24 protein-coding genes, 1 other RNA gene and 1 pseudogene are annotated in these 23,764 nt (G+C 46.4%); 18 read left to right on the plus strand and 8 right to left on the minus strand.

The annotated features are described in order from the left end of the window. Positions 1 to 26: 26 nt before the first annotated feature. The 7 genes from GLV81_RS08095 to GLV81_RS08125 all read left to right on the plus strand — a co-directional run bounded on the left by GLV81_RS08095 (position 27) and on the right by GLV81_RS08125 (position 8,875). Positions 27 to 1,115 carry a chorismate mutase gene (locus tag GLV81_RS08095; RefSeq protein WP_157478413.1) on the plus strand — a complete coding sequence of 363 codons (1,089 nt, stop codon included), beginning with the start codon at positions 27 to 29 and terminating at the stop codon, positions 1,113 to 1,115. A 20-nt stretch (positions 1,116 to 1,135) separates the two neighbouring features. Next, positions 1,136 to 2,155 (plus strand): 3-dehydroquinate synthase, encoded by a 1,020-nt coding sequence (gene aroB, locus GLV81_RS08100; RefSeq protein WP_157478415.1) that lies wholly within the window; start codon positions 1,136 to 1,138, stop codon positions 2,153 to 2,155. 19 nt (positions 2,156 to 2,174) lie between these two features. After that, positions 2,175 to 3,482 (plus strand): 3-phosphoshikimate 1-carboxyvinyltransferase, encoded by a 1,308-nt coding sequence (gene aroA / locus GLV81_RS08105; protein ID WP_157478417.1) that lies wholly within the window; start codon positions 2,175 to 2,177, stop codon positions 3,480 to 3,482. 9 nt (positions 3,483 to 3,491) lie between these two features. Then, a complete protein-coding gene (locus GLV81_RS08110) occupies positions 3,492 to 4,781 on the plus strand; it encodes a chorismate synthase (protein WP_197429032.1) in 1,290 nt (429 codons plus the stop codon). Between the two features lie 161 nt (positions 4,782 to 4,942). Beyond that, on the plus strand, positions 4,943 to 5,908 hold the full coding sequence (locus GLV81_RS08115) for a polyprenyl synthetase family protein (protein ID WP_157478419.1): 966 nt from the start codon (positions 4,943 to 4,945) through the stop codon (positions 5,906 to 5,908). Positions 5,909 to 5,962: 54 nt separating this feature from the next. Further along, entirely contained in the window at positions 5,963 to 7,645 is a 1,683-nt protein-coding gene (locus GLV81_RS08120; protein ID WP_157478421.1) for an amino acid permease, read from the plus strand. A 195-nt stretch (positions 7,646 to 7,840) separates the two neighbouring features. Beyond that, positions 7,841 to 8,875 (plus strand): Smr/MutS family protein, encoded by a 1,035-nt coding sequence (locus GLV81_RS08125; RefSeq protein ID WP_157478423.1) that lies wholly within the window; start codon positions 7,841 to 7,843, stop codon positions 8,873 to 8,875. Positions 8,876 to 9,037: 162 nt separating this feature from the next. Here the strand turns inward: GLV81_RS08125 and GLV81_RS08130 are convergent, their stop codons facing one another. Together GLV81_RS08130 and GLV81_RS08135 are read right to left on the minus strand one after the other, a co-directional pair. Then, entirely contained in the window at positions 9,038 to 9,292 is a 255-nt protein-coding gene (locus tag GLV81_RS08130; protein WP_157478425.1) for a Txe/YoeB family addiction module toxin, read from the minus strand. After that, entirely contained in the window at positions 9,292 to 9,546 is a 255-nt protein-coding gene (locus GLV81_RS08135; RefSeq protein WP_157478427.1) for a type II toxin-antitoxin system Phd/YefM family antitoxin, read from the minus strand. The genes GLV81_RS08130 and GLV81_RS08135 overlap by 1 nt, the downstream gene beginning before the upstream one ends. 92 nt (positions 9,547 to 9,638) lie before the next feature. On the opposite strand from GLV81_RS08135, the gene rnpB reads away from it, so the two are divergent. Next, positions 9,639 to 10,077: RNase P RNA component class A (gene rnpB / locus GLV81_RS08140), an RNA gene on the plus strand. A gap of 95 nt (positions 10,078 to 10,172) precedes the next feature. Here the strand turns inward: rnpB and GLV81_RS08145 are convergent. The 3 genes from GLV81_RS08145 to GLV81_RS08155 all read right to left on the minus strand — a co-directional run bounded on the left by GLV81_RS08145 (position 10,173) and on the right by GLV81_RS08155 (position 11,816). After that, entirely contained in the window at positions 10,173 to 10,559 is a 387-nt protein-coding gene (locus tag GLV81_RS08145; RefSeq protein ID WP_157478429.1) for a hypothetical protein, read from the minus strand. Between the two features lie 64 nt (positions 10,560 to 10,623). After that, positions 10,624 to 10,860: a hypothetical protein gene (locus tag GLV81_RS08150; RefSeq protein WP_157478431.1), complete on the minus strand. Its 237-nt coding sequence runs from the start codon at positions 10,858 to 10,860 to the stop codon at positions 10,624 to 10,626. Positions 10,861 to 11,048: 188 nt separating this feature from the next. Further along, positions 11,049 to 11,816, minus strand: coding sequence for a hypothetical protein (locus GLV81_RS08155; RefSeq protein WP_157478433.1), 768 nt, complete (start codon positions 11,814 to 11,816; stop codon positions 11,049 to 11,051). Positions 11,817 to 12,296: 480 nt separating this feature from the next. Here GLV81_RS08155 and prfB point away from each other — a divergent pair. The 5 genes and pseudogenes from prfB to GLV81_RS08180 all read left to right on the plus strand — a co-directional run bounded on the left by prfB (position 12,297) and on the right by GLV81_RS08180 (position 16,660). Continuing rightward, positions 12,297 to 13,396 (plus strand): annotated as a pseudogene (gene prfB, locus GLV81_RS08160) (peptide chain release factor 2). An 86-nt stretch (positions 13,397 to 13,482) separates the two neighbouring features. Further along, positions 13,483 to 13,818, plus strand: a complete 336-nt coding sequence (locus tag GLV81_RS08165) for a DMT family transporter (protein ID WP_157478434.1) — start codon at positions 13,483 to 13,485, stop codon at positions 13,816 to 13,818. Positions 13,819 to 13,901: 83 nt separating this feature from the next. After that, positions 13,902 to 15,530: an L-glutamate gamma-semialdehyde dehydrogenase gene (gene pruA / locus GLV81_RS08170; protein WP_157478435.1), complete on the plus strand. Its 1,629-nt coding sequence runs from the start codon at positions 13,902 to 13,904 to the stop codon at positions 15,528 to 15,530. Between the two features lie 107 nt (positions 15,531 to 15,637). Continuing rightward, on the plus strand, positions 15,638 to 16,087 hold the full coding sequence (locus GLV81_RS08175; RefSeq protein ID WP_157478436.1) for a heavy-metal-associated domain-containing protein: 450 nt from the start codon (positions 15,638 to 15,640) through the stop codon (positions 16,085 to 16,087). 30 nt (positions 16,088 to 16,117) lie between these two features. Further along, on the plus strand, positions 16,118 to 16,660 hold the full coding sequence (locus tag GLV81_RS08180) for a globin family protein (RefSeq protein ID WP_157478437.1): 543 nt from the start codon (positions 16,118 to 16,120) through the stop codon (positions 16,658 to 16,660). Between the two features lie 90 nt (positions 16,661 to 16,750). On the opposite strand, the gene GLV81_RS08185 is transcribed toward GLV81_RS08180, so the two are convergent. Continuing rightward, entirely contained in the window at positions 16,751 to 17,986 is a 1,236-nt protein-coding gene (locus tag GLV81_RS08185; protein WP_197429033.1) for a thioredoxin family protein, read from the minus strand. Positions 17,987 to 18,129: 143 nt separating this feature from the next. Between GLV81_RS08185 and pyrR the strand changes: the two genes are divergently transcribed. From pyrR to GLV81_RS08210, 5 genes are all read left to right on the plus strand, one after another. Further along, positions 18,130 to 18,651, plus strand: a complete 522-nt coding sequence (gene pyrR / locus GLV81_RS08190) for a bifunctional pyr operon transcriptional regulator/uracil phosphoribosyltransferase PyrR (RefSeq protein WP_157478439.1) — start codon at positions 18,130 to 18,132, stop codon at positions 18,649 to 18,651. Positions 18,652 to 18,862: 211 nt separating this feature from the next. Continuing rightward, complete coding sequence (locus GLV81_RS08195; RefSeq protein ID WP_157478440.1) at positions 18,863 to 19,351, plus strand: hypothetical protein; 489 nt, start codon at positions 18,863 to 18,865, stop codon at positions 19,349 to 19,351. A 10-nt stretch (positions 19,352 to 19,361) separates the two neighbouring features. Beyond that, entirely contained in the window at positions 19,362 to 20,567 is a 1,206-nt protein-coding gene (locus GLV81_RS08200; RefSeq protein ID WP_157478441.1) for a tetratricopeptide repeat protein, read from the plus strand. Beyond that, positions 20,549 to 21,223: a sensor histidine kinase gene (locus tag GLV81_RS08205; RefSeq protein ID WP_157478442.1), complete on the plus strand. Its 675-nt coding sequence runs from the start codon at positions 20,549 to 20,551 to the stop codon at positions 21,221 to 21,223. The genes GLV81_RS08200 and GLV81_RS08205 overlap by 19 nt, the downstream gene beginning before the upstream one ends. Then, on the plus strand, positions 21,204 to 21,950 hold the full coding sequence (locus tag GLV81_RS08210; RefSeq protein WP_157478443.1) for a LytR/AlgR family response regulator transcription factor: 747 nt from the start codon (positions 21,204 to 21,206) through the stop codon (positions 21,948 to 21,950). Before GLV81_RS08205 ends, GLV81_RS08210 begins: the two co-directional genes overlap by 20 nt. A 35-nt stretch (positions 21,951 to 21,985) precedes the next feature. Here the strand turns inward: GLV81_RS08210 and GLV81_RS08215 are convergent, their stop codons facing one another. Both GLV81_RS08215 and GLV81_RS08220 read right to left on the minus strand, forming a co-directional pair. After that, positions 21,986 to 22,459 (minus strand): hypothetical protein, encoded by a 474-nt coding sequence (locus GLV81_RS08215; protein ID WP_157478444.1) that lies wholly within the window; start codon positions 22,457 to 22,459, stop codon positions 21,986 to 21,988. A 6-nt stretch (positions 22,460 to 22,465) separates the two neighbouring features. Further along, positions 22,466 to 23,464: a hypothetical protein gene (locus GLV81_RS08220; protein ID WP_157478445.1), complete on the minus strand. Its 999-nt coding sequence runs from the start codon at positions 23,462 to 23,464 to the stop codon at positions 22,466 to 22,468. Between the last annotated feature and the right edge of the window lie 300 nt (positions 23,465 to 23,764).

Genomic DNA, 23,764 nt, shown 5'->3' on the forward strand with positions numbered 1-23,764 from the left:
TCAACTCTCCATAAAGAACCAACAACATGAGTACTCAAGCAGTCGAAAAGATTTCACTGGCCCAGGAAGCCTGGGAGAAAAGACCATTGATTATTAGTGGACCTTGTAGCGCTGAAACAGAAGAACAAGTCATTGAAACGGCACAACGCCTTGCGAAAACCGGAAAGGTAAATGCCATTCGTGCAGGCATTTGGAAACCCCGTACACGCCCCGGAAGTTTTGAAGGAGTGGGTACCAAAGGTTTGCCCTGGATGCAGCAGGCCCGCAAAATCACTGGTTTGCCCGTAGCTGTGGAAGTGGCTACAGCCAAGCAGGTAGAAGATGCCTTGCATTTTGATGTAGACATTCTCTGGATTGGTGCCCGCACCACGGTAAACCCTTTTAGTGTGCAGGAAATTGCTGATGCGCTTAAAGGTGTGAAAGTGCCGGTACTCATTAAGAATCCTATTAACCCCGATCTCGAATTGTGGATTGGTGCAGCAGAACGTGTGGCCAAAGCTGGTATCGATCAGATTGGGTTGATTCACCGTGGCTTTAGCAACTACGGCAATACCGAATACCGCAATGCGCCCATGTGGCACTTAGCCATCGAAATGAAGCGTCGTAATCCGGGTATGATGATGATCAACGATCCATCACATATCTGTGGCCGTCGGGATATTTTGCAGGATGTAGCGCAAAAAGCCATTGACCTCGACTTTGATGGGTTGATTGTTGAAACCCACATCGATCCGGACAATGCATGGAGCGATGCCAAGCAACAAATTACACCGGAAGTATTTGGTGAAATGCTCGACCGGATTGTTTGGCGGAAAGAAGACATAGACTCTGCTGATTTTCATAGTGTGCTTGAAAAAATGCGTCAGCAAATCAACCACCTGGATGATGAGCTGATGACCTTGCTCGGACAACGCATGAAGATTGCTGACAAAATTGGTCAATACAAAAAGGACAACGCAGTGACCATTTTGCAAACATCACGTTGGAATGAAATTCTGGAACGTGCTTATCAAAAAGGTGATCCGTTGGGATTGAGCAAAGAGTTCATTACCCGCTACATGGATGCTGTACACATGGAGAGCATCAATCGTCAGAACAAAATCATGAACAGCTAAGCATTTCAAAAAGCTTGTAAATGATACAACAGGAAATGGTCATTGCGGGTAGTACCGTGCAGTATGTGTTTGATGCCGGGCTAAGTAAGCTGAGTTCGTTGTGCGATAAAAAAACCACAGTCATCATTACTGATGAAAACGTGTTTGCCGCACATGGCAGCAAAATGAAAGGCTGGCGAACCATTGTACTCAAGCCAGGCGAAGCGTACAAACAACAGTCGGCCATAGATAGCATTCTTGGCCAGCTGATGGAGATGGAAGCTGACCGCAGCACCACACTCGTAGGCATTGGCGGCGGCGTAGTTACCGATATGACGGGCTATGCCGGCGCTGTGTACATGCGGGGTGTTCGCACTGGTTTTGTGCCCACTACTTTGTTGGCCATGGTCGATGCATCGATTGGTGGTAAAAACGGGGTAGATGTAGGCGTGTATAAAAATCTGGTGGGTACTATTCGTCAACCGGCTTTCCTGTTGTTCGATACAGCATTGTTGCAAACATTGCCCGAGTTGGAATGGCAAAATGGTTTTGCTGAAATCATCAAGCATGCTGCTATCAAAGATGCCACCATGTTCAATGATTTACAGCAACACGACTTACATTATTTTCAACAACACAAAGCTGCTTTGAAACAGCTGGTGATGAAAAATGCGTTGCTGAAAACTTCAGTGGTGAAAAAGGATCCTTTTGAAAAAGGCGACCGGAAACTGCTGAACTTTGGGCATACGCTTGGGCATGCCATTGAAAATGACCAGCAACTATCGCATGGGTATGCAGTAGCAGTGGGTATGGTGTATGCGGCGCATTTGTCGCAGCAGCTGTTGCAATTTAAGCAACCGCTGGAGCTGATTCAAACCATTGAGCAATACGGATTGCCTACGCATGCCGCTTTTGATATGCAACGGGCATTGTACAACATGCGCCACGATAAAAAACGGGTGCGGGATGTAATGCACTTTGTATTGCTGCAAAAGCTGGGCAAGGCTGTTGTGCATCCCATAGCAATTAAGCAGCTTGAAAAACTGTTGTTATCTCACTAAACAAAAGAAGACTACAGGAATGGTAGTAGGCATACAACCAGGAAAAATATCGGGCAGTGTAACTGCCAATGCCAGCAAGAGTGCCATGCAACGGGCTTGTGCTGCTGCATTGCTGAAGAAAGGTGAAACCATCATTCATAACCCCGGCAATTCCAACGACGACCTGGCAGCATTGGCCATCATCAAAGCCATGGGGGCTGAAGTAATGGCCAATGAAGCAGACAACAGTTTACGCATCATGGGTAAAGGGTTGCCTTTTTTGCATCAGCCCGAACAGGCCGCTATTCATTGCGGTGAAAGTGGGTTGAGCATTCGCATGTTTACCCCCATTGCAGCACTGGCTATGCAACCCGTTACCATTACTGGTGAAGGTAGCCTCACGGTAAGGCCCATGCACTTTTTTCAGGAAGTGTTGCCGCAACTGGGTGTACAGGTACAAACCAATAACGGGCTTGTGCCCATGCAGGTGAGTGGACCTTTGCAGCCAACAGATATTACCGTTGATGGTTCATTGAGTTCTCAGTTTCTTACAGGTTTGCTCATGGCCTATGCTGCGGCCAATGCCAGCGGCGTCAGCATTTATGTAAACGACCTGAAGAGCAAGCCTTATATCGATCTCACCCTGCAGGTGATGAAACAGTTTGGATTGAAAACGCCCATCAATCATCAGTACGAAAGATTTGAATTTACATCTGAAGAAGCTGCTGCTGGTACAGACCATTTTGCTGTAGAAGGCGACTGGAGCGGTGCTGCATTTTTGTTAGTAGCTGGCGCTGTTTCCAATGAAGTATTGGTAAAAGGCATTTACAACAGTTCCCGACAGGCCGATAAAAAAATCATTGATGCCATCCTCGATGCAGGTGCACAGGTGAGGGTAGAAGAAGAACAGGTGTGGGTGAAAAAAGACAAACTCGAAGCTTTTGTATTTGATGCCACGGATTGTCCGGATTTGTTTCCGCCGCTGGTAGCATTAGCTGCTAATTGCACAGGCGTTACGCACATCAAAGGACTACGCCGCCTGAAGCACAAAGAGAGTGACCGTGGAGTAACCCTGCGGGAAGAATTTGCCAAGCTGGGTGTTCGCATAGACCTCAATGATGATGTGATGTTGGTGCATGGCACCGGTGAATTGCGGGTGAATAATTTTACGCTCAATTCGCATCATGACCACCGCATCGCCATGGCAGCTGCAGTGGCGGCTATCAATGCAGATTTTGGTATTCAAATTCGCAATGCCGATGCTATCAATAAATCGTATCCTGATTTCTGGAAGCATTTGGCAGCGTTGGGTATTTCTGTACAAAACCAATCCACGTTGGTTAAATAACTTGCTCGTATGAATCAGTTTGGAAAATTGTTCCGCGTCAGCATATTTGGTGAATCTCACGGTCCGGCGGTGGGCATTACCATTGATGGATTGCCCACTGGATTGCCCCTGAGTGCAGCCGATTTTTTGCCCGACTTGGAGCGTAGAAAAGGCGGCACCCAGAAAGGCACCACGCCCCGTCAGGAAGATGATTATCCCATTTTTCAAACGGGATTATTTCAAGGCCGTACTACGGGTGCACCACTCACCATCATTTTCGAAAACAAGAATACCCGCAGCGGCGATTACCAAAAGCAACGCTCCGTGCCTCGCCCCGGCCACGCCGATTGGACAGCACACCACAAGTATGGCGGCTTCGAAGATTTTCGCGGTGGTGGTCATTTCAGCGGCCGCCTTACCGTGTGTGTGGTAGCTGCAGGTGTGATTGCTAAAAAGTTGTTGGGCAATGCCACTGTTAGTTCCAATATATTATCAATAGCCGGCGAACCAACCATTGAAGCGGGACTGGAAAAAGCCATAGCGGCCAAGGACTCTGTGGGTGGTATTGTTGATTGCCGCATCACCGGATTGCCCGCAGGTTTGGGCGAACCCTTTTGGGATTCTGCAGAATCACTGTTGAGCCATGCCGTGTTTGCCATTCCGGCCGTTCGTGGTATTGAGTTTGGTACCGGTTTTGCTGCCGCCAACATGTTTGGTGTAGAGCACAACGATGCCATTATCAGCAACGATGGCCGCACCGAAACCAACCATGCTGGTGGCATTGTCGGAGGCATAACCAATGGCAACGAAGTGTATTTTAAAATAGCTATCAAGCCGACATCTTCCACACCAAAAGATCAATTCACATTGAACTGGGAAACCGGTGAAATGGAAAGTTTTTCTGTAAAAGGAAGACACGATTTGTGCATTGCGTTGCGGGTACCACCAGTATTGGAAGCCGTGGCTGCCATGGTAATGGCCGACCTCATGATGCAGCAAGGATTGGTGCCCCGTATTTGGCAGGCGCCGGTGTATCATGTTACCACCAAAGCTGCCTGGGAGCAAGCTTTACAATTGGGTAAATACGAAGCCCCATCGCTGCATACAGAAGGGTTTATTCATACCAGCGATGCGCATCAGGTTGCAGGCGTACTCGAACGCTTCTATGCCGGGCAAACGGATTTGCTGCGTTTGTGTATCGACCCTGCCCAACTGGATGTGCCGTTGAAATACGAAGCCGCTTCAGATGTACCGGAACTGTTTCCACATATTTACGGACCCATTCCGGTGCAGGCTGTAATTGCCGTAGAAGCATTATAAGCCACTTGTTCTTACCAAACAAAAAGCCGTTGATTCGTCAACGGCTTTTTGTTTTACTGCAACAGGAGCCGGGTAGTACCAACGTCGAATGCGATTGTACATCCATCATTCAATCATTTCAGGTATTTTGCGCCGTTGGTAGTTCATTCCAAAATTATAGTATGCATAGTCTGGCAGAGTTGACCCGTTTGTTTGCAGCCCGTTTCGATGTGAATCATTTTCCGGAGAAGCCGGCCACCTTGTACGATCCCAACCGTTACTTTTTGCAATTGGGCGGCAAGCGCATTCGCCCCTTGCTGGTGCTCATGGGCAATGAGTTGGTTGACGACATCAAAGAAGATGCCTGGCATGCGGCTTTTGCCATTGAGTTGTTTCACAATTTCACCCTCATACACGACGATATTATGGATGCTGCGGCCCTGCGCCGGGGCATGCAAACCGTGCACCATAAGTACGGCCAAAATACAGCCATACTGGCGGGTGATGTCATGCTGGTGAAAGCCTACGATTACCTCAACCTGTTGCACCGCGATGTGAGCCGCCCTGTTGTTGCACTCTTCAACAAAACTGCTGCAGAAGTATGCGAAGGCCAGCAACTCGACATTGATTTTGAACAGCAACCCAATGTGCAGCTGGAAGAATACATAGAAATGATTCGCCTCAAAACATCTGTGCTCATTGCTGCTGCGTTAAAGATGGGTGCCATTATTGGTGGTGCGGGCAAAGGCAACCAGGAACATCTGTATGCGTTTGGCGAAAACCTCGGCATTGCTTTTCAGGTGCAAGACGATTACCTCGATGCCTTTGGCGACCCGGAGAAGTTTGGCAAAGAAGTGGGCGGCGATATCCGGCAGAACAAAAAAACATTCCTCGCCATTCATACCCGTGATGTAGCCAGCGAAGCGCAGCGCCAGCAATTGCAAACGCTGATGCAGGAAAACCCCGCCGATAAAGTGCAGCAGGTGCTCAGCATTATGAAAGCCTGCGGGGTAGATGAATGGGCTTTGCAACTGAAGCAACAGTATTTTGACAAGGCCATGCAGCACCTCGATGCTGTGGCCGTGATGAGCAGCAGAAAACAACAATTGTTCGATTTGGCCAATTTCCTGATAGCCCGAGACCATTAAGCCGGTGCTTCATTTGGGGAATAGTCCTATTTTTCAGCCATATACCACAACTACATGTCACTGTTTAGAAAGAAAAGTATTTCGGCCATGTCTGCCGATGCCGGCCACGATGGCCACGGACACGGGCTCAATAAAATTCTGACCGTAAAAGACCTTACCTATCTCGGCATTGCTGCGGTAGTGGGTGCCGGTATTTTTTCTACCATTGGCTCTGCCGCGGCAGATGGTGGCCCCGGTATTTCTTTGCTCTTTGTGATCACCGCCATTACCTGTGGTTTTTCGGCGCTGTGCTATGCAGAGTTTGCCAGCCGGGTGCCGGTAAGTGGTAGTGCCTACACCTATGCATATGTAAGTTTTGGCGAACTCGTAGCCTGGATTATTGGCTGGGCCCTCATTCTCGAATATGCCATTGGCAATATTGTGGTGGCCATCAGCTGGAGCAGTTATTTCAACAATCTTTTGCAGGGCATCAATATTCACCTGCCGTTTTGGATGACCACCAACAGCAGTGCTGCCAGCGAAGCGTATACTGCGGTGCAACAATCTTTGGCTACGGGCAAAGTAGCCGATGCAGATATGTTGGAAATCATCAATGGCTATAACAGTGCCCCCATGCTCATGGGCCACAAACTGTTTATGAATATTCCGGCGTTTGTGATTGTGGCACTGATTACCGCCCTGGCTTACAAAGGCATTCAGGAAAGTAAGAAGAGTGCCAATGCCATGGTGATTTTCAAAATAGCCGTGATAATACTCGTCATCATTCTCGGTTTCTTTTATGTAAATACCGATAACTGGAACCCATTTATGCCCAATGGATTTAAGGGCGTATTGCAGGGGGTAAGTGCTGTATTCTATGCCTACATTGGTTTTGATGCCATCAGTACCACAGCCGAAGAATGTAAAAATCCGCAGCGGGATTTGCCCCGGGGCATGATGTATTCGCTGCTCATTTGTACCATCCTGTACATCCTCATTGCGCTGGTGCTCACCGGCATGGTGAATTACTCTGAGCTCAATGTAGATGATCCTCTGGCGTATGTATTCGATAAGCTGGGCCTCAAGTGGATTGGTTACATCATCAGCATCAGTGCGGTCATTGCTACTACCAGTGTGTTGCTGGTGTTCCAATTGGGTCAGCCCCGCATTTGGATGAGCATGAGCCGCGATGGCCTGCTGCCCGGTGCTTTTGGTAAAATTCACCCCAAGTACAAAACGCCTGCCTTTGCTACCATTGTTACCGGTTTGCTGGTGGGCATTCCCACTTTGTTTGTGCCCGGCAGCCTCATGACCGACCTCACCAGTATTGGAACGCTCTTTGCCTTTGTGATTGTGAGTGGCGGTGTGCTGCTACTGCCCCGCATCAATGGCAACCAGCAGGCGGGCAAATTCAAACTGCCCTATATCAACGGGCAAATCATCATCCCCGTGTTGGTGGCAGCGTTCATCTATGCCTTCCGCACCCGCTTCAGCGAAGCCATTAGCAATTTTGGCCACGAAAACCACCAGGAAATTTTGTTCCTGCTCTTTGTTGCCATCGCCATTGTGGTAGCGGTGTACAGCATCCTCAAAAAACTGTCGGTGATACCCGTGCTCGGTGCCCTCAGCTGCATGTACCTCATGATTGAGATTCCCACCATCAGCTGGCTGTGGTTTTTTGCGTGGATGGTCCTCGGCCTTGCCCTGTATTTTGTGTACGGCTACCGCAAGTCGAAGCTGGCCAATACTGCAGCATAGTTTTTTTGGGTAATCAGCTTCGGTACTCATGGCATCTTCGTTGTGTCACTCTCTTCAACGGCAGTGCATTTCTGTACTATGAAAAATACAGCCAATATTCCACTGCAACCATTGTGCAGCCTGGCTGTTGTTTACCTTTGCCAGCTGCCAATGGCAGTTCATCATTTTTAAAAGCCCCTGTTGGGGTTGGGGTTTATGAAGTTTGAAATAGGCGACAACGTAGTAGTAAAGCACAGCAACGAAGACGGCAAAGTGGTAGACATTTTGGGCGACAAAATGGTGTTGGTAGAAGTGCGGGGCGTTCGTTTTCCGGCCTATACCGACCAGCTCGATTTTCCGTACTTCAAGCAGTTCAGTAGCAAAAAACTGTTTGAAGAAAAGAAGCCACCCAAAAAATACATTGAAGATGTAAAGCGGGAAAAAAATCCGCCCAAGTACAAAGTGGCCGAAGGCTTGTGGCTGGTTTTCTTCCCCGTATTCAGCAAAGATGTGTTTGACGATGATGTGGTGGAAGAACTCAAAATTTACCTCGTCAACCAAACGGACAATGGGCTCAGGTTTCGCTTTTGGCTCAACTATGCCGGCGAAACCGAAATGGAGCTGCAAAATGAAGTGCTGGCCCTGCAGGATTTTTACCTGATGAACATTCCCTTTGAGCACCTCAACGACAGCCCGTCTTTCGAGTTTGAGTTTAGCCTCATTACCCCGCAAAAAAGCAAGGCCGAATATTACGAAGCCACATACAAGCCCAAGGGCAAGCAGGTGTTCAAGCAAATAGAAGTGCTCAAACAAAAGGGTGATGCCTTTTTTACGCAGCAGCTATTCGACCGCTACCCCGACAAAACCAAGATAGAAGCGGAGCCTTTCGTAGCCGATCCTTTTTCGCAACTCAGCAAGGCCGGCTTTAAAGTAGTGGCCGGCAAAAAGCTACCCAATACCGAACCGGCGCCGCCTTCGGTGCTCGACCTGCACATTGATAAACTCACCAACGACTACCGCAACATGACGGCGCATGAAAAGCTGACGCTGCAGCTGCGGGAGTTTGAAAAATGGCTCGACAAAGCCGAGCTGCACTACATGAAACACCTGTGGGTAATACATGGCGTGGGCAGCGGCCGCCTGAAAGAAGAAGTACACGAAATGCTCAAGCTCCGCGACAATGTGAAGAGCTTTGTATCGCAATACCATCCCTGGTACGGCCATGGCGCAACGGAGATATTTTTGAAGTAAACTGTGGACAGTTGGCAGTATACAGTTTGCAGTTTGCAAGTAATACAGCCCTGCAAAATACCAGCCTCAATCTGCTTCCGTCAGTGGACAGTTTGCAGTGGGCAATTTGCAGTTTGCAAGTAAGGCTGCCCTGCAAACTGCAAACTATAAACTGCAAACTTTTCAATAATGATACCTGCATTGCACTACATGCAATCTGTCTTCATACACCCGATACACTAAGCGGTGTTCGCCGGTGATTCGGCGGCTCCAATAGCCGGCATAGTTGGCTTTTAGCGCCTCTGGTTTACCACGTCCATCAAATGGTGTACGCAAACATTCCTTAATCAGTTCGTTGATTTTTTTCATCACCGCTTTATCTGTTTGCTGCCAATACAGATAATCTTCCCATGCGTGTATGTCCCACGAAAGCTGCATCAGGGTTCGATAAGTGCATGTTTTTCCGACAGACCTTTTTTATCTCTGGCGATTGCTGCGTCGAGCCTGGCTTTGTTGGCCGGCGACTTCATCAGGTGCAGGGTTTCCATCAAGCCGTTGTATTCATCCAGGCTTATAATGACAGCGGTTTCCTTTTCATTGCGATTCACCATCACGGTTTCGCCGTCTTTGGTCACACTATCAAGTGTGTCCTTCATTTTGGCCCTGAATGCGGTGTAATTAATCACTTTCATAGAAACGGATTAAGTACAATATTACGTACTTAATCCGGGTCGTTCAATTTTATTTCCCCCTCTGGGGGCAAGGGCGCTGTATCTTTACCCCGCTATCAGTGAAGGCTATCGCTTGCTGCTGCAAGGCAGGAGAGGAAAGTCCGGACAGCGAAGGGCATCCCATCCCGCTAACGGCGGGACATCTGCTATGCTGATTCCGATAACAATCGGGAGAAGCTGGCAGGTCGAGACAGTGCCACAGAAAATAACCGCCTTGCTGTTCATCCCCCTCCGGGGGTATGGGGGCGGGGTAAGGGTGAAAACGGGAGGTAAGAGCTCCCGATGGTTGGTTGCAAGGCCAGCCGTGGGTAAACCTTGGGTGCTGAAATGCCATGTATAGGAGTGGATGAAGGCGGCCCGCCTGATGCCGCAGCAATGCGGTACGCTCCAGGGTAGGCAGATGCAGGCAGTCAGCAATGGCTGTCGTAGATAAATGATAGCAACACCGCTTCGGCGGCGTTACAGAATCCGGCTTATGCAGCTGGTAGCACATGAAGCCACTTCAGGAGACATTCTGGGGTGGCTTCGCCATTTTGAGTATGGAAATGAATGGTTCGTGTGCCTCGAACTATGGCTGAGGTTATTGATTACTTACACAAATCAAGGGGCTTTTGAATACCCCATTCCATAAATTCTTCATCATTAAGTAATAAAAAAGAATTTTTGATATTGTTAGTGTCAACGATCGCACTGATCGTTCTGTTTTGTAAAAGGCAACTGCAAAAATCCGCAGTGTGACTTCCTTTGAAAGTTCGTTCTCCAATCACCTCTTCCCCTTTTACGAAATATTTATACTCAATCCGGAGGACACTTGTTCTCCAACCTTTTTTACAGGAAAGAATATTAGCAGGTATCGCAGCCCGGTTAACAGAACTCTTTAACATCGAAATTTGATAACTTCTATATAATCTTGATGATATTCCTATTAAGAAACACATTAAAAGAACCCAAATAAAAGTAACTTTTGTTTTCATACTATTAACCTATTTAGGTTCCTGTGAATCCTAGCCTTGGCTGAAGTTTATAAAGTATCAATCCCTATTGTTTAGGTCCGTTTTGTTTCTTCCCAAATAATTTTTCAAAATTCAATTTATCTGAAAAGAAGTATGCCAATACTCCTGTAACCAATCCTGCAGCTAATGCGGCTCCAAAGGATTGTATAATCTCTATTCTAGTTTCTTCTTCTCCTTTCAAAATACTTATTATGCTCATTGTGCAGAACACAAATGACATACAGATGCCAAAGACAAATGCTGTTTTTAATTTAGGACTCATTTATAAAATCGTTTATTGTTTCATTGATGTATTGGGGTGTTTGAAAAATTTCGGCTAACTAAAAAATAGACGAAGGTTTTCAGCGGTTCACACTTTCGCAATCCTTCATAACTCCTTTTCCGTTGTTTAGGTTAAAAAAATAGCGCACCCCCAAAAAAACGTTCACCAATACAACTTTATGTGCTCCCTCAAAACAGCACCTTAATCATTTCATACACCGCCAGCATCATGGCTTTTTGTTCGGCGAGGTGGCCTTGCTGGGCTTCAATGTTGAGGTAGGCCATTTGCTGGTTGCCGCAGTACACGCTGAGTGAGCCATCGTCGGTTACGGTGGCATTGTTTTGCAGCAGGATATTAAAGCCCTTGGCTTTCAGAAAATCAAAAATGCGTTTGTCGGTGGTGTAGAAGAAATCATCGATATCAGCCGCTTCGTTTACATGCACTTCTGCAGCATCGTTGGCATAGTCGCCACCGGGCAAATAGCTTTTGATATGCAGCCCACCGCCATCGCTATTGTTGTGCATGGCTATCACCAGCCGGTTGCCGGCCACGTACTTCGCTATAAATGCATCGGCCAGTTGTTGTGCCGCTTTGTAGCCTTTGGCGGAATAGTGGCCATTGGCTTTGAGGGTGGCGGCCAGTCCTTTGGGCGTATAAATGCGGTTGGGGTCAAACTTGTATTGCTTGCCGGCCAGCTGGTAGCTCACGTAGCGGTCGCCGCTGTGCTGCCAGGTCACAAAGCAACCCTGCTGCAGGCTGTCAATGAGGGCTTTGGCAGTGGCGACGGCCGTGGTTTCGTTTTCGTGTACATGCAGCCAGCTGATGCCGGTTTGGGGCTGGCCGCAGGTTTGCTGAAAGCGGATGCTGGTGCTGCCGAGCTGGTGGGTACTGCTGTTGGGTTGGCTATGGGCTGGAAGAGAGAGTAGCACGATGCTGGCAAGAAGGATGGTTTTCATAAGGGGAAAGTAGTAGGTTTTTTTGAACCACGAAGGCACGAAGGATGCACGGAGGGGCACAAAGAGTTTAGGAGCGTTTGCAATTGGCAGTATGCAATTTGCAAGGCAACCGTTTGACTACAGCAAACTGGGGATTGCAAACTGGAAACTGATTGTTTGAACCACGGAGACAGGGAGGCAAAGAGGAACACGAAGGGGAGTTTGCAATTTGCGGTATGCAGTTTGCAGGGCTGTCTTTCTTGCAAACTGCCTGCTTCAAACTATCCAGTAACATTAGTAGATTGAGTTCGGCATTTTTCAGGGCAGACTTTCTTGCAAATTGCAAACTGTTTACTGCCTACTGTCCACTAATAGAAGGAGATTGCGTTCAGCAGTTTGCAGGGCTGTCTTTCTTGCAAACTGCAAACTGCCCACTGCAAATTCTTAATTCATCTTCCGTTATTACGGGGCAAACATAGAAGCCCTTACTTTTGCGGCACTATGACAACAGAACAATTGAAGGATATGAGGGACCGTGTGAGTGTCCTGAGGAGGTTTCTTTGACGTCGCTAACCGACAAGCCAAAGTAGACAACGACAAACAGTTGAGCCTCTCGCCGGGTTTTTGGGACGACAATACCCGGGCCACCGCCATTCTCAAAGAAATCAAAGCCAATGAATTTTGGATTGATTTGTACAACCGTGTTGAAACGGCTGTGGAAGATTTTGCAGTGCTCTTCGAATTCTGGAAAGAAGGCGAGGAGACCGAAGCCAATGTGCAGCAGGCTTTTGACGCTGCCAAAGAAGTCATCGAAGAAGCCGAATTTAAGAGTACGCTGAACCAACCGGAAGATGAACTGCCAGCCGTGCTGCAAATCAACAGCGGGGCAGGTGGTACCGAAAGTCAGGATTGGGCACAGATACTGGCCCGCATGTACAAAATGTACGGCGAAAAACAGGGCTGGACCGTGACCGAACTCGACTGGACCGACGGCGATGGTGCGGGTATCAAAACCGCCACCTTCCAGTTCGACGGGCCTTTTGCGTATGGCTTTCTGAAAGCGGAAAGCGGGGTGCATCGCCTGGTGCGTATTTCGCCCTTCGACAGCAATGCCCGCCGCCACACGTCATTTGCCAGCGTGTATGTGTACCCGCTGGTAGACGATTCCATTGAAATTGACCTGAAAGACAGCGATGTGAAAATGGAAACGAGTCGCAGTGGTGGTGCCGGTGGCCAAAACGTAAACAAGGTGGAAACCAAAGTGCAGCTTACCCACATTGCTACGGGCATTGTGGTGGTGTGTCAGCAAGACCGCAGCCAGCTGGGCAACCGTATGCTGGCCATGCAAATGCTGCGCAGTAAACTGTACGAACTGGAACTGCAAAAACGCAATGCACTGAAAGACGCGGCCAATGCCAGTAAGAAAAAGATAGAGTGGGGCAGCCAGATCAGGGAGCTATGTGTTCCATCCGTACAAAATGATCGAGGATCACCGCACGGATTATGAAGTTGGCAACGTTGGCCCGGTAATGGACGGCGAACTCGACGGATTCATCAAAGCCTATTTGATGAGTGAAAAAGAAGGAGAAACAAGTGCATAAATGTGTGGAAGTGTGATGTACGATGTCTGATATTTTTAAATGACGTTTTACATCAGCCATCAGCTTTAATACATCAAAACATCCTTATGGCTTGGCTCTATCTCATACTCGCTGCCTGTTGCGAAATTGCTTTTGCCGGTAGTTTGAAACTCACACAAAACTTCAGCAACCTCAAATGGTCGGTCATATTTGTAACCTTCTATGTGCTGAGTATTGTGTTGCTGAACAAAGCGGTACAGCAAATACCCATTGGCACAGCATACGCAGTTTGGACGGGCATTGGCGCAGCAGGCACAGTAATCATTGGCATACTGTATTACAAAGAGCCGGTGAGCTTTTGGCGCATGTTCTTTTTGTGTACACTCATTCTGTCGATAGTAGGACTAAAATATTTTTCAGAAACAACTGCAACCCCGGCATAACGGACACGGATTGCAGCTAAAAAATACACACACTTTCTTACCATTGTCAAATTTTCAAATTCATCATTTTCAAAATTGCATTTATGAGCTTTGGAACTTTCTCTTATCCAATGCCGGCCAACGAACCGGTATTGCAGTATGCACCCGGTAGTAAGGAGCGTGATGCCTTACAAAAAGCACTGGCTGAGCTGAAGAAAAAAGAAGCCGACATTCCGCAATACATTGGCGGCCGTGCGGTACGCAGTGGCGATAAGCATCCCATTCATCCGCCGCATGAACGCAACCATGTGCTGGGCTACTACCATGCCGGTACCAAAGCGCATGTGCAGCAAGCCATTGATGCTGCACTGAAAGCCAAGCCCACCTGGGAAGCTATGCCATGGGAAGAACGGGCTGCTATCTTTTTGAAAGCGGCCGATTTGCTGGCTACCAAGTATCGTTTTTACATCAATGGTACCACCATGCTGGGCCAGAGTAAAAATGCGTTTCAGGCAGAGATTGATGCTGCCTGCGAACTCATCGACTTCCTGCGTTTCAATGTGCATTTTCTGAGTGAGATTTATAAGCAGCAGCCCATCAGTGCTCCCGGCATGCACAACCGCATGGAGTGGAGAGCCCTCGAAGGTTTTGTGCTGGCGGTTACGCCGTTCAACTTTACGGCCATTGGTGGCAACCTGCCCACCAGCGCTGCCATGTGCGGCAACGTAGTGGTTTGGAAGCCTGCCAACACGCAGATTTATTCGGCGCAAATGTTCATGAAGATTTTGATGGAAGCCGGCCTGCCCGATGGTGTCATTAACCTCGTGTATGTGGATGGTCCAACCATTGGCGATGTGTGCTTCAACCATCCTGATTTTGCAGGTGTACACTTCACAGGTTCAACCGGTGTGTTCAACCACATGTGGGCTACTATTGGTGCCAATACGCCCAAGTACAAAAGCTATCCACGCATTGTAGGCGAAACAGGTGGTAAAGATTTTGTGCTGGTGCATAAATCTGCAGACGTTGATGCTGTAGTAACAGCCCTGGCCCGTGGTGCATTTGAGTATCAGGGACAAAAATGTTCTGCTGCCAGCCGTGCGTACCTGCCCAGCAATCTGGCCGACCGCATTAAAGCCAAACTGGTTGCTGAAGTAGAAACCATGAAGATGGGTACGGTAGAAGACTTTGGCAATTTTGTAAACGCCGTAATTGATGAGAAGAGTTTTGATAAACTGAAGAAATACATTGATGCAGCGAAGAAAGACCGCAAGGCCAAAATCCTCACCGGTGGCAACTGCAGCAAGAAAGATGGTTTCTTTATAGAGCCTACCATCATTGAAGTACGTGATCCGAAATACGTGACCATGTGCGAAGAACTTTTCGGCCCCGTGCTCACCATTTACACCTACAAAGCTGATGAATTTGAAAAGGCGATGGATTTGGTAGATGGTACTTCACCATACGCTTTAACCGGTGCTGTATTGGCACAAGACCGTTCGGCTATTGATGCTGCTACCAAGCGTTTGCGTCATGCTGCAGGCAACTTCTACATAAATGATAAACCAACTGGTGCCGTGGTAGGTCAGCAGCCTTTTGGTGGTGCCCGAGCCAGTGGTACCAATGATAAGGCAGGCAGCATGCTCAACCTGTATCGTTGGTTGAGTGCCCGCACCATTAAGGAAACGTACAACTCACCGGTTGACTATCGGTATCCGTTCCTACAATCATAATTGCAATCAACATTGAATTTCAAAAGCTATCCATTCGGGTAGCTTTTTTTTGTTGGCTATCATCCAAAGCAAAACCTCGCAGCGTATCTCTTTCAAATGTCGGATCCATGAAACAGCAACGCAGCAACCGCCGCAAGTGGTTGACCAGAATTGGTTTGTCTTTATTGAGCATTACGGGCATATTGGTCGTTATTCTCGCCGTTCATATTTATGATGTAACGCACCGTGAGCAATTGCCTACCAAGCATTGGCAAATGGCCCGCATTGAGTTTGCAGCGCCACTCGATTCGCCCATGTCGATGCAGGTGCAGGCATATTTTCACCAGCATGCATTGGTGAAGTACAGCCATATGAATACAGAGCAAGGCTGGCTGGTGTTTGCCTTCGACAATCGCAATAGTGATGCTACCAGTATTTATCAATCCATGAAAACGAAATTGCCGATGGCTACTTCTTTGTACAAGCCTTCGCCAAATGAAATGGCGGGCAGTTGTCCTGTCATCGATAAATCGAGTGTCACCTACAAACTCGGTTCGTTTTTTCAGCGCATTTTTTAATACCTAACCATAATCATTAAATCCGATTCTATGAGAAAGCAAGTATTTGTGATGGCTGCAGCTGTAGCCATGCTGGCGGTAGCCTGCAAAAAAGACAGCAACGAAATGGTGGACAATAGTTTGTATGCCAAGTTGGGCGGCAGTGCCATGGTAGCCGATCCTACCAACAGTGCACAAATGATTGAGAAGGGTAGGCTGGGTTTGCGGAGTGTGGTAGACAGCAGCATTTTTGTCATTGCGGCCGACCCTAAAATGCAGCCTTTTTTTACGCCATTGCTGACTGAAGTAACAGCCGGCAATACTACCAACCTGGCTATCCTTAGTAAAAACCTGACCGACTTTTTTTGCGTAGCTACCGGTGCCAAAAACTTTACGTACAGTGGTTTGGGCATGGCCGCAGCACATGATCCTGCCCGTAATCCACGTATGGCCAAAAAAAGTACGAATGCTGATTACGACGCATTTGTAGCCGATGTTGTGATTGGTGCACAAAAGAACAAAGTGCCAACTGAACTGATTCAGGAAGTAGGCAAGTTGCTGGAAACTTTGCGTTCTGTGATTGTACAGCAATAATCATTTTGTATAGCAGCGTTAATACCCCCGATCCCACACAAAAGCCGGTTGCAATTGCAACCGGCTTCGTATTTATGTAGCGGTAATGGCTTACCAGGTTTTTTCGCCCTTTTTCATTTTGGCGAGTGTTGCTTCAAAGTCATCTACATTGGCATTGCCGGTGGCTTTGGCCAGTGCAATGGTTTGCTCTTGTGCGGCAATGGCTTCTTTGCGTTTGCCCGATTTATACAGCAGGTTGGCATAAGTGTCATAGTAGTTGGCGTCCTTTTCAATAGCTGCTTTTTTAGCCCATTCTACTGCCTGCTCTACACAGTTCATGTCGCTGCAATGTTCGAAAATAGCCCAGGCAAAACTGTTGAGTTCTGCGGCGGGTAAATCACTACCATATTGCTGCATGAATTTGGTAACGGCAGGAGCAAAGTCGTCCCAGTTGCCGGTTTGCTGGTAATAAAACACCTGTGCATAGGCTGCGGTTTCTTCACCCGTTTTGCCATACTTCTTTTGCAAATCTTGCTGCAGTGTATTCCATTGAAAGGCTTTGCCCGTTGGGCTCCAAATTACGGGAAACACATCTTCCTGCAGGATGATGGCACGAACCGTGTTTTTCGTTTTTCCTTTACCCAACACTGCGTCAAATGCTTCGGTGTGCTGCAGCATCAATGCAAAACCTTTATCCTGACTCGATTGAGTGAGCTTGCTCAAAAACTCAATGTTTTCTTTGGTGAGCAAATCTTGCTGTGTGGCTACATAAGCATCTGCAAACACTTTTACATTGGGCATATCATACGCTTCCATGGCAGCGTTGGCCAGTGTTTTCAGCAAGGCAGGTGTTCTGTCGCCAGCGGTAAATTTTTCCTTGAGGGTAAAATATTGGGTGGCCGGATCAAGGGCTCTTTTGGCTTTGGCAATAAAAGTGGCGGCATCAGAGGAACCCACCGAACGATGCACCAACTTGCCATTGGGATCTAAAAATAAATAGGTTGGGAAGACCTGTACATTGTAGTTGACCATGATGTCGTGTGCATCTTTGTACCAGGCTTTTACTTCAGCGTTGTCGTTTTTGGTGGTATCTAACTGCACCTTCAGGTTGATGAAATTGGGATTGAAAAATTCACCCACTTCTGGTTTTGGAAAAATGTTTTTGGCCATCATTTTGCAAGGGCCGCACCAGGTAGTAAAGGCATCTACAAAAATGTATTTGTTTTCCTTTTTGGCTTTTTCCAGCACGGCTTGCCAGGTAGTATTGTGTTCAAAATGAATGCCGGTTTCCTGTGCCGCCAAAGAAAGGCTGCATACAAAAAGCAGGGCAGTGAAGAGTTGTTTCATGTGTAATAAAATGAACCATAAAACTACGGTGCGGCTGGTTTGCAGCATCCTAAATGCTTGCAAAGATTTTGAACACCGAAAAGACCCACATTCGGTTAGCAGCGTATATTTGAGTGCTGCCCCATGGAGTGCAGTTCCGGTATATGAAACAAGTATTGAACGATAAAGCCATTGCCCTCATTATCAAGCGGCTGGCGTACCAAATAGTGGAAGATCATCCTCATTGCGACGACATTGTGTTCATTGGCGTTCAGCCCCGTGGCGTACACCTGAGCGACAGGCTGATGGTAGAGTTGAATGCATTGTACGGTAAGCAGGTGGCTTACGGCATGCTGGACATTACTTTTTACCGTGATGATTTTCGCAAGGAAATTATGGTGCCCAATCAAACACACCTCGACATGAGCCTTGAAAACAAGGAAGTGATTTTGATTGATGATGTGCTGTACACCGGCCGCACCACCCGTGCTGCGCTGGATGCGTTGCTCGATTTTGGCCGTCCTTCCAAGGTTACCTTGTGTACGCTGATCGACCGTCAGTTCAACCGCGAAATTCCCATTCAGCCAGACTATACGGGCAAAACAATCGACACCATTTTCTCTCAAAAAGTGGTAGTACACTGGAAAGAAAATGACGGGGTAGATGAAGTGCGGCTACTGGGATAAAAGCAGGCCTAGTTAGTACAACTTTTTACATCATTGCGGTGCCCTAAATAGGGTAGATAATTGCTTGTGTCAAATGAAGGCAGCAATGTTGTAAGCAGAGCCATCCATCATTTATTTATTCAATGGCTGCAATTGTTGGTCTGAACCAAGCAGGCATACAAGGCATGAATAATTGCCTGATTGGCGTGGTACTTTCATGCATGTTACTTCTATGCAGATTACCACTTGCCAGCATCAACAATTTGAAATTTCCAATCGTCGTGTTGGCTGGCATTGTGTACTTCAATATTCCATAGAGGCTGATGGTCATTGCAGTTTTACTGGCGCTGCAAATGGGTGGATGCGCTATCAACAGCATGGCTGGAAGATATATGCACAACCCTCGGATGTGTACAGTATTGCTGACATTAGCATCAGCCATCATAGCGAGATGGTGCTTCATTTAAGACAGCAAGGCGTTCGTTATGTTTTTAAACGGATGAGCTTTTGGCGAACAAGGTTTATGCTGTTGAATGAAGCCGAAGATGAAATTGTTGCCTTGTTGCCTACTGTCAATTGGGGCAAAAGCAGTTATGAATTTTCAATCCAAATCAATGACGAATTTCAAGAATTGCTCACTCCCTTGTTATCGGTCATTTGTTTACATTGTGCTATACAAAGTTTGAAAATGATGAACGGAGAGGAGATCGTTCATGGATAAGTATTCTATCATGTCAACAATCGTAAAGCATACCAGGACATTCATTAGCCACGTTATCACAACTGTGATTGTGGTGGCGGTGCTTGGCATGAGCAGTACTGCCATTGCGCAAAATGATTGTAAGTGCAGCATTCTCAACACTGCTTCGGCAATTGATACTGCTGCATTGGCACAGCACCGAGAACCTGCTTGTCGGGCAAAGGCATTTGAGTTGCAGGCAGACCGCCAATTACAGCTCAAAAAGTTTGATACTGCTTTGTTGTTGCTGGATAAAGCACAGGCCATTTACCAGCAGCAGCAATGTGCCGCCAGCAGCTTTCTTTCTTTATGGAAATTGTATGCAGGGCTGTACGAAAATCAGGCGGCTTATTCGCAGTCTTTATCCTACTATTTAAAAGTGCTGGATGTGGCGGAGCAGCTCCATGATAAGCAAGAGCAGGCAGAAACACTCCTCAATATTGCGCAGATTTTCAACAGACTCAAACAGCCCGAAAAGGGAATTGCCTATACCCGGCAAGCAGTTCCCTTGGTGCAGCAATTAGCGCTGAGTCACCTTCAAGCTACTTTGCTCAATAAAGTTGCTGCACGATATTTTTTTCATGCGCAGGACTTGAAAGAAATGCGGTATGCTGATACAGCCGAGCTGTTTGTAAACAATGCCTTGTCGGTTGCCAAACAATTGAACAATGTAAAAGAACAAATCATCGCCTACACAAGACTGAGTGCCATTTGCGAACGCCGCAAACAGTACCCTATGGCCATTGGCTATATTCAATCAGCGCTGCAGATGTGTCAGCCGGGCATCAACAACAGGCAGTACACTACACTCTATGGCGACCTCGGCAATATTTTGATGAAGCTTGGCCGCTATGCCGAAGCCCGCCGCTATGCTGATTCCTGCCTGCTGTACTGCCAACAGGAAAAGTATCCGCCACTCATTATGAATGCGTATGCCCTCATCTATACCATTGAAGAAAAGGCAGGTCATTATAAAGAAGCCATTGCAGCATTGAAAGTGGCGCAGGCCATCAGTGATAGTCTTACAAGTGCCGATCGTATTAGAGTGGTGAATGAATTAGAGAATAAATATGACCAGGCAAAAAATGAGAAAACCATTTTGGAGTTATCGCAGCAAAAAAAGATTTCGCTACTGATGGCTGGCATGGCAATACTGGTAGCCATCAGCATTGCTTTCTTTTGCGACAGCAAACGCTGAAGCACCGGCAAAAAGTGTTGGAAACAGAACAACGCTTGAACCGTGCCAGAATGAATCCACATTTCTTTTTTAACGCTTTGGCTTCGCTGCAAACCATGGCTGTAAAAAATGAAGATGGCAAAGCACTGGCTATGAACCTCAGCAAGTTTTCGCATATCATGCGGGAAACCCTGGAGAGCACCTACAAAGAGTATGTAACCATTGAGCAGGAAATAGATTTTTTGAATGAATACCTGACACTGCAAAAAATACGCTTCCCTGAAAAGTTTGAATTTCAAATTTCTTGTGCTAGCAACCTTGAACCAGATGTATACATGATTCCTTCCATGATTATTCAACCATTTGCTGAGAATGCTGTGGAGCATGGGTTTCAGGGCATGCAAAGCGTAGGCAAATTGAATATTACTTTTAGTATCGATGGACATTCGTTGAAAGTGACCATTACTGACAATGGAAAGGGATTGGCTGATGCGAAGCACATTCAGAAGGAACACATTTCAAGAGCCAGTCAAATCATAAAAGACAGAATTTATTTGCTGAACCTGAAGCTGAAAACAAAAGCGAGTTTCAGCATCGACAATAGAAAAGATAACGATGGTGTAGAAGTGATTATTTATTTACCCATAATAGAAAGCAATGACATTACTGATTATTGATAACGAACCAATCATTCGTGAGGGCATTGTGGCATTGCTGCAGGCATACTGTGAGTCCATTACAGAAATTCATGAGGCGGATGGTGTGCAATCGGGCCTGAAAGCAATTGCCCAGTACAAGCCGGATATTGTATTACTGGATGTGGAAATGGATGATGGAACAGGTTTTGAATTGGTGCAGCAATTGAATCATCCAGCGTTTCAACTCATTTTTATTACAGCACACAACAAATATGCAATAGATGCTTTCCGATGTGCTGCTATCGATTTTTTATTAAAGCCGGTGGATCCCCAACAATTGCAGGAAAGCATTGGCAGAGCCCAAAAACAAATTGAACAACAAAACCTGAGTGAGCAGCTTGCGGTGATGCTAAAACAGTACATGCATCGGCGGGATCCAGATCAAAAAATTGTATTGAAGGACATTAACAGTACCTACTTTGTAAAAGTACAAGACATACTTTTTTGCGAAGCAGATGGCACCTATACTAAATTTTATTTTACCAACAACAGCTCCATACTTGTTTCAAAAAATTTGAAAGAGTATGAAGCTGTGTTGGAGCCATTTGGCTTTATCAGAACACACCACAGTTATCTGGCCAATCCTTTGCACATCCGCCTATTCGACAAAACAGATGGAGGTAGTTTGGTATTTGAAGGGGGCTTGTCAATACCGGTTTCTCAACGCAAAAAAGACTATGTATTGCAACGGCTGGAAACCAGGTAAGTTCCTTTTCAGTATGTCAATTTTGTGCTGGTCAGTTATTTTGTAACCAGCCTGATGATGGAAGGATTTTCATTCAGGAATACGATTTTCACAGTGTCGTTAATGCGATACCGTTTATATATCTCGTAGGTTGGAATCACAATTCTTTGTGTTTCCAGTTTTCCTAAAGGCGCATGAAGTTGCGCCACATTTTTGGCCATTTCTGCCACAATGCTATCACCAGTATTGACAGATATTTCCGCCTCAGTTGTTGAAGCGTTTTTGTTGGAAGAAGTGTCATGAAAGAACATCACTTCCATGAAGTAATTTGGGTTGGATTTTTTACTCACTTTAGAGGAATACAAACTTGTAATCCATGCCGTGGTGACAATACCTTTTTCTTTCAGTAACTTTTCTTCGTTCGATTCTTTTTGCCAAAGAAAGACAAATACACTTGCGATGAAGGCAGCTGTAATGAGCATGCCCATATAGAAATACTTTACAGGGATGGGTTTCTTCTGTGGTTGCATGCGTTATTATTTTAAATTGTCACAGGGAATAGTTGATGCCAGTATGGTATGGAAAGTGGTGTAGGGCGTTCCGTATTTTCCGCCACCTTCATATTCTTGCACTACATACATGGTGCCTAGGCCACAGCTGCCGTCGGGTTTTGTAAAGGCAATGTGTACATGTGTTTCTTTCTTTACAGGAATATCCAAAGCATTCTTTTCGAGTATCCAGGGCTTTACAATATTCACTTTCGTCACCTTCATTTTGTCCCAGCTACCCCAGGATTCAAATTCTTTTGTTACCAGCTTTTCAATAGCGGGGTCGGACAGTACAGGTTTGCCTATTTTCAAATTTTTCACCCACTCTTTGTAGTTCTCTTTCAGCTTATTCATATAGCCCTGCCGCGACCCCATTTTGTCGATAGCAGCTACTACCATGTCTTGATGTTGTTTAAGAGTGGCATCGCCCGGAAATATTTTCAATGCGCCATCGAGGTATGCCTTGTACAAATACAACTGTTGTAAATAATACACACTGGCTATTGAAGTTTCTGTTTTGTAGGCTTCTTCCGCTTTTTTAATGGCAATAGTTACGGCACTGGCTTTGGCTTTTGCAGCACCCAGGTCGGGTTTCGTTATTAGTTCTTCAGGTTGGGTATTTAGAAACTCCACTACTTTCTCTTCATGCTGTTTTATCACAGCATCACTAGCAGCCAAAGCATTGTTCACTGCAGATTCTCTTTGTGTGGAATCTCCGCCAATTTTTAATTCTCCTTTTGTAAACAGAAAGGGTTCCCTGATTAACTGTTCCATGTATTCAATCGTAGCGGTTCTCGAATCCCTCAGGTTTTGTTTGCCGCTGGCCAGGCCGTTGTAAACGTTCTTGCATTCTTCCAGCGCTTTTTCCATGTCAATTGTATTGTATGCCGGGTCTTTGGTCTTGGTATTGTTCAGTGCCATTTGTGCACTTTGAATACCACTGCTATACACCACTTGCTTATTGTCTTCTTTGGTATGGTTGCGCATTTTTTCGATGTGCTTCCAAAAAGTATTGATCTGCGCTTTTGCCGGGCTTTTGGTTTCTTCTGCAGGAATAGTAGTTGCTGGTTTATTGTCGGAGCTATTTTTCGATTGGTTACTATTGTTATTGTTCGAGGTTTCATCAATAACTTTTTCTACTTTTTTTCTACCGTTTTTCGGGTAGGCATTTTTATTTGAGCTACTGTTTGCAGCACCAGTAAAAGCAAAATTGTTGATAGAAGAATGCGCATAGGATTGTTTTTAGTATCCTGAAATTACTTGGCGCATGTAGTAGGTTTTGTACAA

The organism is Phnomibacter ginsenosidimutans, assembly GCF_009740285.1.
GTDB lineage: Bacteria > Bacteroidota > Bacteroidia > Chitinophagales > Chitinophagaceae > Phnomibacter > Phnomibacter ginsenosidimutans.

Bases quoted from the DNA above. Each gene is read 5' to 3' on its own strand.
- GLV81_RS08095 (WP_157478413.1), top strand. From the start codon at position 27: ATGAGTACTCAAGCAGTCGAAAAGATTTCACTGGCCCAGGAAGCCTGG.
- GLV81_RS08145 (WP_157478429.1), bottom strand. From the start codon at position 10,559: ATGAAAACAAAAGTTACTTTTATTTGGGTTCTTTTAATGTGTTTCTTA.
- GLV81_RS08115 (WP_157478419.1), top strand. From the start codon at position 4,943: ATGCATAGTCTGGCAGAGTTGACCCGTTTGTTTGCAGCCCGTTTCGAT.
- GLV81_RS08150 (WP_157478431.1), bottom strand. From the start codon at position 10,860: ATGAGTCCTAAATTAAAAACAGCATTTGTCTTTGGCATCTGTATGTCA.
- GLV81_RS08135 (WP_157478427.1), bottom strand. From the start codon at position 9,546: ATGAAAGTGATTAATTACACCGCATTCAGGGCCAAAATGAAGGACACA.
- GLV81_RS08210 (WP_157478443.1), top strand. From the start codon at position 21,204: ATGACATTACTGATTATTGATAACGAACCAATCATTCGTGAGGGCATT.
- GLV81_RS08110 (WP_197429032.1), top strand. From the start codon at position 3,492: ATGAATCAGTTTGGAAAATTGTTCCGCGTCAGCATATTTGGTGAATCT.
- GLV81_RS08180 (WP_157478437.1), top strand. From the start codon at position 16,118: ATGAGAAAGCAAGTATTTGTGATGGCTGCAGCTGTAGCCATGCTGGCG.
- pruA (WP_157478435.1), top strand. From the start codon at position 13,902: ATGAGCTTTGGAACTTTCTCTTATCCAATGCCGGCCAACGAACCGGTA.
- aroB (WP_157478415.1), top strand. From the start codon at position 1,136: ATGATACAACAGGAAATGGTCATTGCGGGTAGTACCGTGCAGTATGTG.
- pyrR (WP_157478439.1), top strand. From the start codon at position 18,130: ATGAAACAAGTATTGAACGATAAAGCCATTGCCCTCATTATCAAGCGG.
- GLV81_RS08155 (WP_157478433.1), bottom strand. From the start codon at position 11,816: ATGAAAACCATCCTTCTTGCCAGCATCGTGCTACTCTCTCTTCCAGCC.
- aroA (WP_157478417.1), top strand. From the start codon at position 2,175: ATGGTAGTAGGCATACAACCAGGAAAAATATCGGGCAGTGTAACTGCC.
- GLV81_RS08215 (WP_157478444.1), bottom strand. From the start codon at position 22,459: ATGCAACCACAGAAGAAACCCATCCCTGTAAAGTATTTCTATATGGGC.
- GLV81_RS08165 (WP_157478434.1), top strand. From the start codon at position 13,483: ATGGCTTGGCTCTATCTCATACTCGCTGCCTGTTGCGAAATTGCTTTT.
- GLV81_RS08175 (WP_157478436.1), top strand. From the start codon at position 15,638: ATGAAACAGCAACGCAGCAACCGCCGCAAGTGGTTGACCAGAATTGGT.
- GLV81_RS08125 (WP_157478423.1), top strand. From the start codon at position 7,841: ATGAAGTTTGAAATAGGCGACAACGTAGTAGTAAAGCACAGCAACGAA.
- GLV81_RS08130 (WP_157478425.1), bottom strand. From the start codon at position 9,292: ATGCAGCTTTCGTGGGACATACACGCATGGGAAGATTATCTGTATTGG.
- GLV81_RS08120 (WP_157478421.1), top strand. From the start codon at position 5,963: ATGTCACTGTTTAGAAAGAAAAGTATTTCGGCCATGTCTGCCGATGCC.
- GLV81_RS08200 (WP_157478441.1), top strand. From the start codon at position 19,362: ATGTCAACAATCGTAAAGCATACCAGGACATTCATTAGCCACGTTATC.
- GLV81_RS08220 (WP_157478445.1), bottom strand. From the start codon at position 23,464: ATGCGCAACCATACCAAAGAAGACAATAAGCAAGTGGTGTATAGCAGT.
- GLV81_RS08185 (WP_197429033.1), bottom strand. From the start codon at position 17,986: ATGAAACAACTCTTCACTGCCCTGCTTTTTGTATGCAGCCTTTCTTTG.
- GLV81_RS08195 (WP_157478440.1), top strand. From the start codon at position 18,863: ATGCAGATTACCACTTGCCAGCATCAACAATTTGAAATTTCCAATCGT.